The sequence below is a fragment of the Acidimicrobiales bacterium genome, assembly GCA_016716005.1.
Classification (GTDB): domain Bacteria; phylum Actinomycetota; class Acidimicrobiia; order Acidimicrobiales; family JADJXE01; genus JADJXE01.
Map to the genome: position 1 here is coordinate 3,253,014 of JADJXE010000001.1, position 12,117 is coordinate 3,265,130.

General features: G+C 77.2%; 16 protein-coding genes. 2 read left to right on the forward strand and 14 right to left on the reverse strand.

Features of this window, described 5'->3' with window-relative positions; genetic code table 11:
- Nucleotides 1-12: 12 nt before the first annotated feature.
- Nucleotides 13-624 carry a hypothetical protein gene (locus IPM45_15815; GenBank protein MBK9180998.1) on the reverse strand — a complete coding sequence of 204 codons (612 nt, stop codon included), beginning with the start codon at nt 622-624 and terminating at the stop codon, nt 13-15.
- Nucleotides 625-769: 145 nt separating this feature from the next.
- On the opposite strand from IPM45_15815, the gene IPM45_15820 reads away from it, so the two are divergent.
- Complete coding sequence (locus IPM45_15820) at nt 770-1,201, forward strand: Hsp20/alpha crystallin family protein (protein ID MBK9180999.1); 432 nt, start codon at nt 770-772, stop codon at nt 1,199-1,201.
- A 146-nt stretch (nt 1,202-1,347) separates the two neighbouring features.
- Here IPM45_15820 and IPM45_15825 read toward each other — a convergent pair whose 3' ends face one another.
- Genes IPM45_15825 through IPM45_15880 form a run of 12 tightly spaced genes read right to left on the reverse strand, consistent with a single transcriptional unit; the run spans nt 1,348 to nt 10,652 of the window.
- Nucleotides 1,348-1,992 carry a methyltransferase domain-containing protein gene (locus IPM45_15825; GenBank protein ID MBK9181000.1) on the reverse strand — a complete coding sequence of 215 codons (645 nt, stop codon included), beginning with the start codon at nt 1,990-1,992 and terminating at the stop codon, nt 1,348-1,350.
- 19 nt (nt 1,993-2,011) lie between these two features.
- Nucleotides 2,012-2,440 carry a nitroreductase family deazaflavin-dependent oxidoreductase gene (locus tag IPM45_15830; GenBank protein ID MBK9181001.1) on the reverse strand — a complete coding sequence of 143 codons (429 nt, stop codon included), beginning with the start codon at nt 2,438-2,440 and terminating at the stop codon, nt 2,012-2,014.
- Nucleotides 2,441-2,487: 47 nt separating this feature from the next.
- The gene (locus IPM45_15835) at nt 2,488-2,961 is read right to left on the reverse strand and encodes a universal stress protein (protein MBK9181002.1); all 474 of its coding nucleotides are present in this window, start codon (nt 2,959-2,961) and stop codon (nt 2,488-2,490) included.
- Nucleotides 2,961-3,578: a V-type ATP synthase subunit D gene (locus IPM45_15840; protein MBK9181003.1), complete on the reverse strand. Its 618-nt coding sequence runs from the start codon at nt 3,576-3,578 to the stop codon at nt 2,961-2,963. Before IPM45_15840 ends, IPM45_15835 begins: the two co-directional genes overlap by 1 nt.
- Nucleotides 3,575-4,975: a V-type ATP synthase subunit B gene (locus tag IPM45_15845; protein ID MBK9181004.1), complete on the reverse strand. Its 1,401-nt coding sequence runs from the start codon at nt 4,973-4,975 to the stop codon at nt 3,575-3,577. The genes IPM45_15840 and IPM45_15845 overlap by 4 nt, the downstream gene beginning before the upstream one ends.
- 50 nt (nt 4,976-5,025) lie before the next feature.
- Nucleotides 5,026-6,768: a V-type ATP synthase subunit A gene (locus IPM45_15850; protein ID MBK9181005.1), complete on the reverse strand. Its 1,743-nt coding sequence runs from the start codon at nt 6,766-6,768 to the stop codon at nt 5,026-5,028.
- Nucleotides 6,765-7,265, reverse strand: coding sequence for a hypothetical protein (locus IPM45_15855; protein ID MBK9181006.1), 501 nt, complete (start codon nt 7,263-7,265; stop codon nt 6,765-6,767). Before IPM45_15855 ends, IPM45_15850 begins: the two co-directional genes overlap by 4 nt.
- The gene (locus IPM45_15860) at nt 7,262-7,477 is read right to left on the reverse strand and encodes a hypothetical protein (protein ID MBK9181007.1); all 216 of its coding nucleotides are present in this window, start codon (nt 7,475-7,477) and stop codon (nt 7,262-7,264) included. The genes IPM45_15855 and IPM45_15860 overlap by 4 nt, the downstream gene beginning before the upstream one ends.
- Complete coding sequence (locus IPM45_15865) at nt 7,474-7,893, reverse strand: ATPase (GenBank protein ID MBK9181008.1); 420 nt, start codon at nt 7,891-7,893, stop codon at nt 7,474-7,476. The genes IPM45_15860 and IPM45_15865 overlap by 4 nt, the downstream gene beginning before the upstream one ends.
- The gene (locus IPM45_15870) at nt 7,887-9,290 is read right to left on the reverse strand and encodes an ATPase (protein MBK9181009.1); all 1,404 of its coding nucleotides are present in this window, start codon (nt 9,288-9,290) and stop codon (nt 7,887-7,889) included. The genes IPM45_15865 and IPM45_15870 overlap by 7 nt, the downstream gene beginning before the upstream one ends.
- The gene (locus IPM45_15875; protein ID MBK9181010.1) at nt 9,277-10,206 is read right to left on the reverse strand and encodes a hypothetical protein; all 930 of its coding nucleotides are present in this window, start codon (nt 10,204-10,206) and stop codon (nt 9,277-9,279) included. Before IPM45_15875 ends, IPM45_15870 begins: the two co-directional genes overlap by 14 nt.
- Nucleotides 10,203-10,652: a hypothetical protein gene (locus IPM45_15880; GenBank protein MBK9181011.1), complete on the reverse strand. Its 450-nt coding sequence runs from the start codon at nt 10,650-10,652 to the stop codon at nt 10,203-10,205. Before IPM45_15880 ends, IPM45_15875 begins: the two co-directional genes overlap by 4 nt.
- Nucleotides 10,653-10,843: 191 nt before the next feature.
- Here IPM45_15880 and IPM45_15885 point away from each other — a divergent pair, with 191 nt between their 5' ends.
- Nucleotides 10,844-11,599 carry a DUF72 domain-containing protein gene (locus IPM45_15885; protein MBK9181012.1) on the forward strand — a complete coding sequence of 252 codons (756 nt, stop codon included), beginning with the start codon at nt 10,844-10,846 and terminating at the stop codon, nt 11,597-11,599.
- 82 nt (nt 11,600-11,681) lie between these two features.
- Here the strand turns inward: IPM45_15885 and IPM45_15890 are convergent, their stop codons facing one another.
- A complete protein-coding gene (locus IPM45_15890; protein MBK9181013.1) occupies nt 11,682-12,116 on the reverse strand; it encodes a pentapeptide repeat-containing protein in 435 nt (144 codons plus the stop codon).
- Between the last annotated feature and the right edge of the window lies 1 nt (nt 12,117).

Genomic DNA, 12,117 nt, shown 5'->3' on the forward strand with positions numbered 1-12,117 from the left:
CGAGGACGGACGTCACGGCGACGTGCCCCCAGCCTCGGCCCGCTGGCCGATGCCGCGCAGCATGAGGCGCATCATGATGAAGTCACCCGGGCCGAACAGAACGCGGTAGAGCCGCGAGAGCAGGTTGCGGCCGAACGAGGCCCGCAACCGGCAGACGAGCCGCGTCGCAGCCTGATCGATCGGCTCGAGGGTCATCGCACAGCTCACCGTCATCCGAACCGGCCTGGTCGGGTCGACGGCGATGTGCAGCACCATCGATCGAGGCTCGTCCACGGCCACGACGGTGAACCCCTCGCCGCTCGGGTCGGTCGGCATGACGTCGCCGACGGCGAGGTGCTGCAGCTCCGGGACGAGGCGCGTCGCGCTCGGTGCGCCCTGGTTGTCGATCCGGTCGAGGGCGTAGAAGCCCGCCCGGCCGGTGCCCATCTGGACGATCCACGGCCAGACGCGCTCGGGCGGGGCGGCGATCGTGATCGCCCGGGTCGCCTGGATCTCGGCGAGGGCGACGAGATCGTCGCCGGGCATGCTCCGGTCGGCCTCGGCGTCGGTGGCTCCCCACCGGAGGTGCCAGGGGCGCACGACCCTGGCGTAGAGCCAGGCCCCGAGCACCCCGGCTCCGGCCAGCGACCACGGCAGCGCACGACGCACGACCCAGGGTCGCACCCCCGGCCCGGACCCTGCCAGCGCCCCAGCCGCGCCGTGGGCGCAGCGGCCCTTCCGCACCGTCTCGTGGCGTCGCATCATGAGAAGGGAGGAAAGGAGGTGTGCGATGGCACTGGTGCGACGTCCCATCTGGCCTGCCCCGATCGGTCGGCGGATGCTCGAGTGGCCCGAGCGGCTGTTCGACTTCCCCGAGTGGTTCGAGGAGGAGGCGATCAAGGTCGAGGAGTCCGTGGAGGGCGGCAAGCTGGTCGTGAAGGCCGAGCTGCCCGGCGTCGACCCCGACAAGGACATCGAGCTGACGGTGTCCGACGACGTGCTGACGATCCGGGCCGAGCGCCGTCGCGAGGAGGAGGTCGAGGAGAAGGGCCGGTTCCGCAGCGAGTTCCGCTACGGGTCGTTCACCCGCGTGGTGCCGCTGCCCGCCGGCGCGACGGCGACCGATGTCGAGGCCTCGTACGCCGACGGCATCCTCACCGTGAAGGTGCCCGTCGACCGCGGCAGGGCCGAGGCCGTGAAGGTGCCGATCCAGCGAGGCTGACGCTGCGGCAGGGCCGCGGCGCGCGCTCGGCTCAGCAGCTGGTGGGGGCCGGCTCCCCGGCGAGGCGGTCGCTCAGGTACTGCTCGATCTCGGGCAGCCCAGGGGACGACGCGGCCGGGTGCCAGGGCCGAAGGTCCCCCCCGCCGTCAGCGGTCGGGCCCGGGCCGTTCCAGCACGGTCAGCACGGCCGGCAGCAGCGGCACACCGGGCCGGCGGCGCACGGTGGTCTGGCGGACCACGGCCAGCCCCGCCTGCCCGGCCAGGGCCCGCACCTGCGGGGCCGTCGGCCATCGGAAGGGCTGGCCGGCCAGGCTGCTCCAGCGGTGGACGAGCTGGCTGACCGGCACGCACCGTGCGTTCACCAGCGCGAGCAGCACGCGGCCACCGGGTGCGGTGACCCTGGCCAGCTCGCGCAGCGCAGCGCCCTGGTCGGGGTACCAGTGGAACGACTCCGTGCACACCACGGCGTGCACGGCTCCCGAGGCCACCGGCAGGGCGAGGGCGTCGCCCTGCACCCAGGCCACCCCCGGACGGGCGCGGGGTGCGGCCCGTTGCAGCATCCCTCGCGAGAAGTCGCAGCCGATCGCCACGGCTCCCAGCTCGTCGGCGACCCGACGGGTGAGCAGCCCCGTGCCGCAGCCGACGTCGAGCACGCGTGCCGGCGCCCCCTCCCGGAGGGCGCGGAGGACGGCGTCCTGCACCGGCCGGTACACGATGGCCTGTGCGAGCGGGTCGTCGTAGGTGCGCGACCAGAGGTCGAACAGCCTCCGGCCGGCTCCCGGGGGCGGCATCAGCCCGCCTCGCCGACCGTCAGGGGGTCGGCTCGCAGATGACGATCGGGATCTCCCGGGGCGCGCGGCACTGGTACCCCTCGTAGCCCTTGTACGTGCTGACGACCCTCGGCCACAGCACCGCCCGCTCCTCGGGGCCGGCCGTCCGGGCCCCCATGCGCTGGACGTCGGCGCCTCGCTGCACGGTGACCTCGGGGTGGGCGACCAGGTTGAGGTACCAGTCGGGGTGCCTCGGTGCGCCGCCGTTCGACGCCACGAGCACCACCCGGTCGTCGTCGATCGTGGCCGTGAGCGGCGTGGTGCGCGCCTGTCCGGTCCGCCGCCCGGTGGTGGTGAGCAGGACGTTCTCGATCGAACCGATGCGCCGGCCGATCCTGCCCCCGGTCGTCCGGTACACCCACACGTGGAACCCCGTGAACAGCTTCTGCCCCGTGCGAGCGATGCCCACGGGGCCGAGGGTAGTGCCGGCCCCCTCGCGGCGCCTGGCCCTCGGGGTCAGGGCTCGTCACCCGGGTCCGGGTCCGGGTCCGGGTCCGAGGAGAGCGGCACGACGAGCACCGGTCGTTCGGTGAACTCGAGGACGTGCTCGACGACGCTGCCGACGTACGGCGATGCCGGACCGCGCCGATCGCCCCTCCCCATGACGATCACGGCCGCGTCCCAGGCCAGCGCCTCGTCGAGGATGCAGCGGAACGCCTCGCCGACGCGCTGCACGGCGTGGACCTCCACGCCCGCCTCGACGGCCTGGCGCACCACGTACGCCAGCATGGAGGCGCCCGCCTCGGTGAGGCGCTCCTCCGCGCCGCCGTCGGGGCGGATCTCGTCGATGGCGTCCGCCAGGGCCCCGTCCCGCACCACGTTCACGACACGAACCGTCGCGCCCCAGCCTGCAGCCAGCGCGAGCGCCACCCGGGTGGCGGCCAGCGCCGCGGGCGAGTCGTCGACGGCGAGGAGCAGCCGCTCCACCATCACGAGCCTCCTTCGATCTCGCCGGCGGCCGCGGCCCAGCGGACGCGGACCACCTCTTCCCGCTCGGCCTCGTCGAGCCGCAGGTCGAGCGCCTGCAGCGCCTCGTCCAGCCGGGGCACCCAGCGGTCGCGAACCGCCCGCAGGCGCCGGGTGGTCGCCGTCAGCTCGGCGGCCACGCGGGCGTGGGCGTCGGCCGCGGCCGCGTGCTGCACGGCGGCGTCGAGTGCGATCCGGTAGGCGTCGGCCGCCAGCGCGAGGGCCGACGGCCCGCCCAGGGCGGTTGGCGCCGGGAGCCGGCAGGTCGCCTCGCCGGCGTACGTGACGCCCATCGACGAGCGCCAGCGCACGTCGGCCTGGGCGTGGCCGTCGCCCAGGGCGGCCCGCTCGAGCGCCTCGCGTCCGCCGAGCACCAGGGCCCGCACCGCCCACGCCTCGGCGTCCCGGCACCGGCGCTCCCATGCCGCACCCGTGCGCTCCTCGAGGGCGGCGAGCCGCCGCTCGTCCCGTCGCAGCACGTCCTCCTTGCGGCGGAGCAGCTCCGCTCCGTGGCGGGCCGTGCGGAGCCGGTCGTGGAGCCACAGCCGGCCGGCTCGGCCCGGGGGGTGGCGCAGGCTCATGTCGGGCCGATCCCGCGTCGCGCCTCGTCGCCGCGACTCCCGGGCGGGAGGTGGGCGTCGAGGAGGTCGTCGCTCAGCATCGTGAGCTCCCGGCGGGGCAGCATCGACGCCACCGCCCACCCCCGTTCGAGGGTCGCGTCGAGGGTGAGGGCCTCGTCGCGCCGTTGGGACACGAAGCGGCGCGAGAAGGCATCCGCCAGCTCGAGGTAGCTGCGCTCGGTCTCCGACAGGGAGGTGTCGCCCAGCAGCTCGGTGAGGTCCTGCACGTCCCGGGCCCTGGCCAGCAGGGCCACCAGCTGGGCCGCCAGGTCGAGGTGATCGGCGCGCGTCCGGCCGGGCCCGGCGCCGCGTCGCATCAGCCGCGACAGCGACGACAGGGGGTCGACCGGCGGGTACACGCCGGCTGCGTGCAGGTGGGGGGAGAGGACCACCTGGCCCTCGGTGATGTAGCCGGTGAGGTCGGGCACCGGGTGGGTGATGTCGCCGGCCGGCATGGTGAGCACGGGCACCTCGGTGACCGAGCCGCGCTGGCCGCGGACCCGGCCGGACCGCTCGTAGAGCGAGGCCAGGTCGCTGTAGAGGTAGCCCGGGTAGGCGCGCCGGCCGGGGATCTCCCCGCGCGCCGCCGCGACCTGGCGGACGGCCTCGCAGTAGGCGGTCATGTCGGCCATGACCACCAGGACGTGGCGACCGCCGGTGAAGGCCAGGTCCTCGGCGACCGTCAGGGCCAGCCGGGGCGTGAGGATCCGTTCGATCACCGGGTCGTCGGCCGTGTTGAGGAACAGGGCGAGCTCCTCGGCCTCGGCCCGGGTCTCCAGAGCGTCGCGCACCGCCGCGGCGTCGGCGTGGGTGATGCCCATCCCTGCGAACACCACCGAGAACGGTTCGTCGCCGGCGTGGGCCTGGGCGGCGATCTGGCAGGCCAGCTCGAGGTGCGGCAGCCCGCCCACCGAGAACACGGGCAGCTTCTGGCCGCGCACCAGGGTCGTGAGGGCGTCGATGACGGCCACGCCGGTGAGGATCGGCTCGGCCGGCGTCTCGCGAGCGGTGGGGTTGAGCGGCGCCCCGTTCACGTCGGCCCACCGCTCGCCGGTGACGGGGGGCCCGCCGTCGATCGGCTCGCCCCGGCCGTCGCACACCCGGCCCAGCCACCCGTCGCCGACCGGGACCCGGAGGGGGGTGCCGCCGAAGGCCACGCGGGTCGCGGCCACGGCCAGACCGTCGGTGCCCTCGAGCACTTGCACCACCGCCACGTCGCCGTCCACGTCGAGCACCACGCCGTGGCGCGTCTCGCCGGCGCCGTGGTGGATCTCGGCCACCTCGTCCCACCCGACCTGCGCCACGCCGCGCACCACGAGCAGCGGCCCCTGGACGCGCACCACGTCGCCGAACTCGATCGGCGCGAGGGGCGCCGTGCCGGCCGCCGCGCCTCGGCGGTCAGGGCCGTTCACCGGCGGGCCTCCAGGGCCGCGAGCACGCCGTCGGCCACGGCGACGACCCCCGCGGCGTCGTCGGGCCCGACGGCGTCGCGGGCCCGGATCAGCGGGCCCAGGTCGGTCTCCTCGATGATCGAGGCCGGCACCGCGGCGGCCACCAGCTCCTGGCAGCGGTCGTGGACCGCCAGGACCGCGTCGGCCAGCGCGGCCTGCTTGCCGGGGGAGCAGTGGGCGTCGGTGGCGCTGAGGCCGTTCTGCTGCAGCACCGCCTCCCGCACCAGCCGGGCCGTGAGCAGCACCACTCGCTCCCGGCCGGGCAGGGCGCTCAGGCCCACCAGCTCGGCGACCGACTCCAGGCGGTCGGCCTCGGCCAGCACCGCCTCGAGGCGGGCCCGCCGCCGGGCCCAGCCGGGGTCGCCGTGCTGCGCATGCCAGCCCCCCAGCGCCGCCGCGTCGCGGGAGAACGACGAGCGCCACGTCACGGCCGGGTAGTGGCGGGCGTAGGCGAGGTCGCGGTCGAGGGCCCAGAGGCACCGCACGAACCGCTGGGTGTGCGCGCTCACCGGCTCGGTGAGGTCGCCGCCGGGCGGCGACACCGACGCCACCAGGGTCACCGACGCCTCGGCGCCGCCGAGCGTCTCCACCCGGCCGGCCCGCTCGTAGAAGGCGGCCAGGGCGGAGGCGAGCCCCGCCGGGTAGCCCTCCTCGGCGGGCAGCTCGCCGGCGCGCGACGCGTACTCGCGCAGCGCCTCGGCCCACCGGGAGGTGGAGTCGGCGATCACCACGGCGTCGTAGCCGAGGTCCCGGTAGTACTCGGCGACCGTCATCCCAGTGTGGATCGACGCCTCGCGGGCCATCACCGGCATGTTCGAGGTGTTCCCGACGATCACCGTCCGCTCCGCCAGGCGGCGGCCGGTGCGGGGGTCCTCCAGCCGCCCGAGGTCGTCGATGGTGTCGGAGAGCTCGTTGCCCCGCTCGCCGCAGCCCACGTAGACGATCACGTCGGCGTCGCACCACTTGGCGATCTGCTGGAGCAGCATCGTCTTGCCGGTCCCGAACCCCCCGATCACGGCCGCGTTGCTGCCCTTGGCGACTGGCTCGAGCAGGTCGAGCACCCGCTGACCGGTCACCAGCGGGACCGCGGCGTCCAGCCGGCGGCGGTAGGGGCGCGGGACCCGCACCGGCCACGACCCCACCAGGGGCACGTCGGCACCGGCCACGACGGCGACGTGCTCGTCGGAGGTGACCTCGCCCGCCGGGTGGATCCACTCCAGGCGACCGGAGGTGCCGGGCGGGACGACGATCGGGTGGGCCAGCGCCACCGTCTCGGGCACGGTGCCGAGCACGGTCCCGGCGCCGACGTCGTCGCCGGCGTGCGCCGCCGGGGTGAACGCCCAGGAGCGGGGTGCCGCGCCGTGACCGGCGGCGCCGGGCCGCAGCCAGCGGGGGCCGCCGCTCAGCGGTCGCAGGAGCCCGTCGAACACCCCGCCCAGCAGCCCGGGCCCGAGCGGCGCCGACAGCGGCCGGGCCAGCCAGCGCACGGGGTCGCCGGGGCGCAACCCTCCCGTGTACTCGTGCACCTGCACCCTCGCCCGGTCGGGGCGCAGGGCCACCACCTCACCGGTCAGGCCGGCCCGGCCCACCGCGACCAGGTCGAACAGCCCGGCCTCCCCGGGGAGCCCGTCGACGTCGACGAGCGGCCCGTTGACGCGCCGGACCAGGGTGGGGGCGCCATCCGCGGGGCGGCCCGTCAGCGCCACAGGGAGTCGACCTCCGGCCCGAGCCGCTCCACGCCGCGCTCGACGAGGGCGCGCAGGGTGTAGTCGACCCGGCGGCCGCCGGCGGTGGCGATCACCCCGCCCCGGCCGGACGGATCGCGCTCGATGTCGGCCCCCTCCCCGAGCTGGGACCGGGCCAGCAGGGCGAGGGCGTCGACGAAGCGCTCGTAGCCGGGCCGGTCGCGCAGGGCGAGGGCCCTGGAGGCGGCTGCCTCCAGGAGCCGGGTGCGAGCCTCGGACCGGGCCTCCAGCACGCGTCGTCGCGCGTCGCGGCGGGCCTCCGCCCGCTGGCCGGCCAGCTCGGCCGCCACCTCCGCCTCGCCCTCGGCGCGTGCCGTGGCGACGGCGGCGCCGGCCTCTGCCCGGGCCTCGGCCAGGTGGTGCGCGGCCCACCGATCGGCCTCGGCGATCTCCGCGAGGCCGTCGCCGTCGGCGTCGGCCATGAGGGCGTCGCGGACGGCGTCGAGGTTCACGCCGGCATCACCACCCGGAGGCGCCGGGCGGGCGCGGGCACACCGCGCAGGGCGGCGGCTGCGGCCGGGGTGAGCACGACCACGGCGTCGGGTGGCAGCCCGTCCCACGCGGCCCGCACCTCGTCGGGCCCCTCGGCGGCGACGACCCGTGCGCGGGCCAGGACGAACCCGTCGACGCGGGGGTGTTCGCCCAGCACCACGATGGCGCTCATGCCTTCCCGATCAGGATGACGCCGACGATCAGGCCGTAGATGGCGATGCCCTCGGCCAGCCCCACGATCACCATGGCGCGACCGAACAGCTCGGGTCGTTCGCTGATGGCCGCGAGGGCCGCGGAGCCGGTGTACGCCACGGCGATGGCGGCGCCGATCGAGGAGCCCGCCACCGCGATGGAGGCCCCGAGCAGGGCTGCCCAGGCCGAGTCCGACGCGGTGGTGCCGCCGTCGCTCTGGGCGGCGCCCGGGTCGGCCAAGAGGGCGGCGACGAGCAGCCCGCCGCCGGCGAGCAGCAGGGCGACGTTCAGGATGCGGAGCCAACGCAGCCCGGCCGCGGGCCGGCGGTGCAGGACGGCGGTGGTGGCGCAGGCCACGCCGACCAGCACGGGCAGGGCAAGGAGCCAGCTCAACATGGGGCCTCCCCGGAGCGGTCGATGGGGACGTGCCAGGGCCGGAACGGACGGCCCTCGGCCACGAAGACGCGCGAGAACAGCTCGTAGTACTCGAGGCGCAGCGCCTGCACGCCGGCGACGAGGGCCTCGAGGGCGAAGGTGAGGGCCCGGCCCACCACGAACACGACCACGGCCAGCAGGGCCCAGGCGCCGTCCCACAGGGCGGTCGTGGCGTCCCAGACGACCAGGCCCAGGGCGGCGTGGGTGAGGCCGAAGGCCGCCAGCCGGGCGAACGACACCACGTTCGACAGGAGCCGCAGGACCGTGTCGAACAGCTCGATGACCGCCTGGGCGACGCCGCCCGGGCCCGGCCCGGCCTCGGCCAGCAGGCCCACGAAGGCCAGGCCCAGCCCGACCGCGCCGAGGGCGGCGCCCGCGACCCACAGCAGGTCCTGCCCGAACCAGACGCCAGCGGCGACGAGGCCGAGGGCGAGGAACAGCGACGCACCGGCGATGCCCGTCGGGGCGTACAGGGCCAGGGCCGGCCCCCCCTCCCGCCAGCGGTTGACCGTCCCCAGCACGTAGCTGACCCCCAGGAGCACGGCTCCCACGCCGATGCCGGCAACCAGCAGGGTGAGCGGCTCGTCGAGGGGAGAGATCCACAGCACCGGGAGGACCCCGGTGGGGCCGAAGAGCTCGCCGAACAGCAGGCCGAACGCGCACGAGCTCAGGCCCAGTGCCAGCACCATCGGCCACACCGGGCGGAGGCGGGCCAGGGCCGGCAGGGCGCCGGCGCGCAGGGCGAGCGCGGCGGCCACGAGGAGCAGGCCGTCGCCGACGTCGCCGAACATCATCCCGAACATCACGACGTACGCAGCCGCCGCGAAGGGCGTCGGATCCACGTCGCGGTAGGGGACGGTGGCGTAGGTGTCGACGAGCGGGCGGAACGCGGCGGCGCGCGAGGGCCGCAGCACCGTCGGCGGATCGGCGAGCCGGGGGCGGGGGAGCTCGACGAGGGCGCCGCCGAGCGGTCGCAACCGGGCCTCGATGGCCGCGACGTGGGCGGTGGGCGCCCAGCCGACGGCCGCGGTGACCTCGCCCCGACGGACGGCGGCCGCGCTCACCCGCTCGAGCTCGGCCTCCCCCGCCAGCAGGTCGAGGTGGCCGTCGTCCACGAGCCGATCGAGGTCGGGGGTGCCCCGGGCGAGTCGGGCCGCGGCGGCGGGTGCGCCCGGATCGGCCCTGCGGGCCTCGGCCAGGCGCTCGGCGGCCGGGCCGGCCGGCGTACCGGGGCGGGCGTCGGGCTCCACCATGCCGGCATCGGCGACCGCGGCCAGCGTGGCGCGCCAGCGACGGGTGGGGGCGACGATGGCGACGCGGCTCATGCGCACGGGGGTGGCTCGCTCAGCCCACCGCATCGAGCACCTCCCGCCCGCGCTCGCCCCAGGCGCACGCCTCCAGCGCGGCCCGGGCCCGCCAGGCGTCGACGAGGAGCAGCGCCACCGCGCCGACCACCAGCGCCGGACCGGGGCGGCCGGAGCCCACCAGGAGGAGCGCGTCGTCGTCCACCCGCCTGACCCACCGGGCCTCGGCCCGCCACAGCTGGTCCGGACCGCTGGTGCCCTCCAGGGCGGCCCGCGCCGCGGGCGACACGAGGGCTGCCAGGGCCTCGGGGGTGGCCCAGGGCTCCCGCTCCCAGCGCGGCCCGAGCAGGCGGCACGCCTCGACGCGGGCCACCGGCGTGAGCGCACGCCGGTGCACGAGGGCCTCGCGGGCCACGACCAGCGCGGCGCCGGCCACGGCCCAGTCGGCAGCCGGCTCCACGCCGTCGGCCACGCGGCGGGCCCACGCCAGGCGCAGGGCCACGCCGATGTCGGCCGGGTCGGTCCCGCCGGGGTCACCCCACGGCGACGCCGCCAGCGCGGCGCGCACCTCCGCGGGCCCCGTGCTCTGGCGGATGCGCGGCCAGGCCACGGCCAGCGCGCCGAGGTCGTAGGTGGGCTCGGGCGACCCGCCGGCCAGGCGGGTGAGGAGCGCCTCGACGTCGGCGATCTCGAAGCCGCCGGCCAGCAGGCGGACGATCTCGGCGCCGGGCGGCCCGAGCCAGCCGGCCAGCACCCGGAGGTGCCAGAGCGTGGTCGCGGCGAGGGCGTGGCGGGCGGCGAGGGCGGTCATCGAGGGGTCGACGTCGCGCCCGTAGGGGGAGCGGGCCAGGGCGGCCACCGCCTGGGCGGGCGTGCGGGCCGCGGCGAGGTCGCGGGCACCGTCGCGGCCGAGCCGTCGGCGAGCGAGGAGCCGGGCCCGCACGCTCCCCGCCACCCAGCCCGCGCTCATCGGGCCGGCTCGTGGGGCCAGGCGCCCCGGCGCACCTCGTCCAGGACCCGGTCGACCAGGGCCGGGAGCCGCGCGTCGGCCCGGTGCCGCACCGCGGCGGCCTCGGCGTCGGCCGCGGCGAGCAGGCGGTCACGCTCGGCCGCCTCCAGGGCCACCCGCTGCCGGGCGGCGTCGGCGCGCTGGGCGGCCGCATCGGTGCGGGCCCCGGCCCGCAGCTGCTCGCCCCTGGCGGTGGCCTCGGCCCGGCGGGCTCGGGCGGCGGCGGCGGCACGGGCCCGCCGGCGCTGGGCCTCCCGCTGGGCGTCGTCGAGGGCGGCGAACACGGGGGCCAGCTCGGCCTCGACGGCGCGCGTCACGTCGGCGGGGACGCCCGCGGGCCCGGCCGGCCCCGGCGCCGCGACCGGTCGGAGGCGGCGCAGGCGGTCGCGCAGCCGGGGAGCAGGCACCGCTCAGCCCCCTCGCCCTCGACGGGGTGCGGTCACACCTCTGGCGTACGCCTCCCGCCGACCGGCGGGCAGGGGCCAACGTCCCTCGACGGCCGGGACCTCGCGGACCTCCCGGACCTCGGCGGTCGGCGGTGCACCCCGCGGCCGCGGTGGGTCGACGGCGCCGGGCGCCGGGCCCAACATGAGAGCGAATGAGACGGGCCCAGCCCGCGGGCGTCGCCCGCGTGGGGTGCTCCGGGTACGACTACCCGGACTGGCGGGGCGTGGTGTACCCGCCGGGGCTGGCGCGCCAGCGGTGGTTCGAGCGCTACGCCGAGCTGTTCGACACCGTGGAGCTCAACGCCACGTTCTACGGCCTCCCCACGCCGGCGGTCGTGGGGTCGTGGCGCGCCCGCGCGCCCGAGGGCTTCGTGTACGCGGTGAAGCTGAGCCGGTTCGGCACCCACCGCAAGCGGCTCATCGACCCTGGGTCGTGGCTGCCGGTGTTCCTGGAGCGGCTCGAGCCCCTGGGGCCGGTGCTCGGACCCGTGCTGGTGCAGCTCCCACCTCGTTGGCGTGCCGATCCCGCCCGCCTCGACGCCTTCCTCGCCGCCGCGCCCCGCCGCCTGCGGTGGGCGGTCGAGGTGCGCGACCCGCGCTGGCTGTGCGACCCCGTGTTCGAGGTGCTGCGCCGCCACCGCGCCGCCCTCGTCCACCACGACCTGCTCCCCGACCACCCCGACGTGGTGACGGCAGGGTTCGCGTACGAGCGCTTCCACGGCCCCGACGCGCGCCGGGCGCCGTACGCCGGTCGGTATCCGCACGACGCCCTGGACGCCGCCGCCCGGCGGCTCCGGGCCCACCTGGCCGAGGGCCGCGACGTGTTCGCCTACTTCAACAACGACATCGGGGGCGCGGCCGTGGACGACGCCCTGGCCTTGCGCCGCGCCCTCGGCGGGGCGGCGTGAACCGCCCTACGGACCGAGGACGTCGACCGCCTCAGCGGCCACCACGACGGTGGTGGTCGGGCTCGTCACCGGCGGCCACGCGTCAGTCGCGGACGGCACCGCCGTCGTCGGGCTCGACCCCCAGCGGCCACCTGGTGTCGTCGTCGTAGTGCGCGCCCCGCAGGTCGGCGCCGTCGAGGTCGGCCCCCCGCAGGTCGGCCCCCCGCAGGTCGGCGTCGCGCAGGTCGGCGAGCAGCAGGTCGGCGGCGGTCGCGTCGGCGTCGTGGAGGTCGGCCCCGACCAGGTCGGCACCGGCCAGCTCGGCCCCGCGGAGGTGGGCGCCGTGCAGGTCGGCGCGGCCGAGGTCGGAGCTGGTGAGGTCGGCGTGGCCGAGCTGGGCATGCTCGAGGTCGGCACCCTCCAGGTTGGCGCCGTGGGCGTCGGCGCCGTCGAGGTCGGCCCGGCGGAGGTCCCGGCCGTGCAGATCCTGGTCGCGGAGGTCGGCACCTGGCCGGTCGGGTTCGCGTCGCGTGGCCACC